Source organism: Kaistia algarum (assembly GCF_026343945.1).
Lineage (GTDB): Bacteria > Pseudomonadota > Alphaproteobacteria > Rhizobiales > Kaistiaceae > Kaistia > Kaistia algarum.
In genome coordinates, this window is record NZ_JAPKNJ010000009.1 from 2501 (window position 1) to 5703 (window position 3203).

Sequence of the window (3203 nt, forward strand, 5' to 3'; positions counted from 1 at the left end):
TTTACGAGATTGGTTGCCGGGTAACCGGCGGCCGGTCTCACCGTCGTCGAGGTTTGTTGCGCGCCGAGCGTGACGGGCATCGATAATGAGAGTGATCAAGTGAAAGAAGGGCATTCGGTGGATGCCTTGGCGCTGAGAGGCGATGAAGGACGTGGTACGCTGCGATAAGTTACGGGGAGCCGCGAACAGGCTTTGATCCGTAAATTTCCGAATGGGGGAACCCACTCCGCAAGGAGTATCGTGCACTGAATACATAGGTGTACGAGGCAAACCCGGGGAACTGAAACATCTAAGTACCCGGAGGAAAGGACATCAACAGAGACTCCGCTAGTAGTGGCGAGCGAACGCGGACCAGGCCAGTGGCTTGAGAGAGACAACCGGAACCTGTCTGGAAAGCAGGGCATTATGGGTGATAGCCCCGTACGGGTAATGCGATCTCAAGTCCTTGAGTAAGGCGGGACACGTGAAATCCTGTCTGAACATGGGGGGACCACCCTCCAAGCCTAAGTACTCCTCAGCGACCGATAGTGAACAAGTACCGTGAGGGAAAGGTGAAAAGCACCCCGACAAGGGGAGTGAAACAGTTCCTGAAACCGGATGCCTACAAACAGTCGGAGCCTTGAGTTCTTCCTTCGGGAAGGGCTGGGTGACGGCGTACCTTTTGTATAATGGGTCAGCGACTTAATCTGACGAGCAAGCTTAAGCCGGTAGGTGTAGGCGCAGCGAAAGCGAGTCTGAACAGGGCGTTCAGTTCGTCGGATTAGACCCGAAACCGGGTGATCTAGCCATGAGCAGGCTGAAGGTGCGGTAACACGCACTGAAGGGCCGAACCCACGTCTGTTGAAAAAGACGGGGATGACTTGTGGCTAGGGGTGAAAGGCCAATCAAACTCGGAAATAGCTGGTTCTCCGCGAAATCTATTTAGGTAGAGCGTCGGACGAATACCTTGGGGGGTAGAGCACTGGATGGGCTAGGGGGATTTACCATCTTACCAAACCTAACCAAACTCCGAATACCCAAGAGTACTATCCGGCAGACAGACGGTGGGTGCTAACGTCCATCGTCAAAAGGGAAACAACCCTGACCGCCAGCTAAGGCCCCCAAATCATGGCTAAGTGTGAAAGGATGTGGGGATCCCAAAACAACCAGGATGTTGGCTTAGAAGCAGCCATCATTTAAAGAAAGCGTAACAGCTCACTGGTCTAAATAAGGGTTCCTGCGCCGACAATGTAACGGGGCTCAAGCCATGTGCCGAAGCTGCGGATGTGATCGCAAGATCACGTGGTAGCGGAGCGTTCCCTAGGCCTGCGAAGGGCGACTCGTGAGAGCGCCTGGAGGTATGGGAAGTGCGAATGCTGACATGAGTAACGACAAACAGTGTGAGAGACACTGTCGCCGAAAGTCCAAGGGTTCCTGCGTAAAGCTAATCTGCGCAGGGTTAGCCGGCTCCTAAGGCGAGGCCGAAAGGCGTAGTCGATGGGAATGGGGTGAATATTCCCCAGCCTGCGGGTAGTGACGAATCCCGTGTATTGTACGATCTTATTGGATTGATCGTGCCGTGAAGGGGTTCCAGGAAATAGCTCCCGCGTATAGACCGTACCCTAAACCGACACAGGTGGACTGGTAGAGCATACCAAGGCGCTTGAGAGAATGGTGCTGAAGGAACTCGGCAAATTGCCTCCGTAACTTCGGGAGAAGGAGGCCCTCGACTTGGGCAACCAGGTCGGGGGGGCACAGACTAGGGGGTAGCGACTGTTTACCTAAAACACAGGGCTCTGCGAAGCCGTAAGGCGACGTATAGGGTCTGACGCCTGCCCGGTGCCGGAAGGTTAAGAGGAGAGGTGCAAGCTTTGAATCGAAGCCCCGGTAAACGGCGGCCGTAACTATAACGGTCCTAAGGTAGCGAAATTCCTTGTCGGGTAAGTTCCGACCTGCACGAATGGCGTAACGACTTCCCCGCTGTCTCCAGCACCGACTCAGTGAAATTGAATTCCCCGTGAAGATGCGGGGTTCCCGCGGTCAGACGGAAAGACCCCATGAACCTTTACTACAACTTTGCACTGGCATTCGTGACGGTATGTGTAGGATAGGTGGTAGGCTTTGAAGCATGGGCGCTAGCTTGTGTGGAGCCATCCTTGAAATACCACCCTTACTGTTATGGATGTCTAACCGCGGCCCGTCATCCGGGTCCGGGACCGTGCATGGTGGGTAGTTTGACTGGGGCGGTCGCCTCCCAAAGTGTAACGGAGGCGCGCGATGGTGGGCTCAGAGCGGTCGGAAATCGCTCGTCGAGTGCAATGGCATAAGCCCGCCTGACTGCGAGACTGACAAGTCGAGCAGAGTCGAAAGACGGCCATAGTGATCCGGTGGTCCCACGTGGACGGGCCATCGCTCAACGGATAAAAGGTACTCTGGGGATAACAGGCTGATGATGCCCAAGAGTCCATATCGACGGCATCGTTTGGCACCTCGATGTCGACTCATCACATCCTGGGGCTGGAGAAGGTCCCAAGGGTTCGGCTGTTCGCCGATTAAAGTGGTACGTGAGTTGGGTTCAGAACGTCGTGAGACAGTTCGGTCCCTATCTGCCGTGGGTGTAGGAAAATTGAGAGGATCTGTCCTTAGTACGAGAGGACCGGGATGGACGTACCTCTGGTGGACCTGTTGTGGCGCCAGCCGCATTGCAGGGTAGCTACGTACGGACGGGATAACCGCTGAAAGCATCTAAGCGGGAAACCCACCTCAAAACGAGTTTTCCCTGAAGAGTCGTGGTAGACCACCACGTTGATAGGCCGGGTGTGGAAGTGCGGCAACGCATGTAGCTTACCGGTACTAATAACTCGTTCGGCTTGAACACTCTCATTAACAATGCCCGTCTCAAGGACGCGCAAAACCAAGACGACAACCAGCCTTCTTCTTCGAAATTCCCTGCGAAACAGGCGCCAAACGCGCCTCGCAGGATGTGCTTCGCCGGCCTGGTGGTCATGGCGAGGGGCCTGAACCCGATCCCATTCCGAACTCGGCCGTTAAACCCCTCCGCGCCAATGGTACTTTGTCTCAAGACACGGGAGAGTAGGTCGCCGCCAGGCCTGCAAAGCACATCCTCATTCCAGTGAAAATCTCTCTTCCCAATGCTCCAGCCCAATCCAACAAAAGCCCCGCGCCGGTGAAAACCAGCACGGGGCTTTCGTGCGTCAACGCAC

The 3203-nt window shown here is 55.3% G+C and carries 2 rRNA genes; both read left to right on the top strand.

Annotated elements, in window-relative coordinates:
- Nucleotides 1–93: 93 nt before the first annotated feature.
- Nucleotides 94–2857, top strand: a 23S ribosomal RNA gene (locus OSH05_RS25080).
- Nucleotides 2858–2974: 117 nt separating this feature from the next.
- Nucleotides 2975–3089: ribosomal RNA gene (gene rrf / locus OSH05_RS25085) — 5S ribosomal RNA — on the top strand.
- Nucleotides 3090–3203 lie beyond the last annotated feature (114 nt).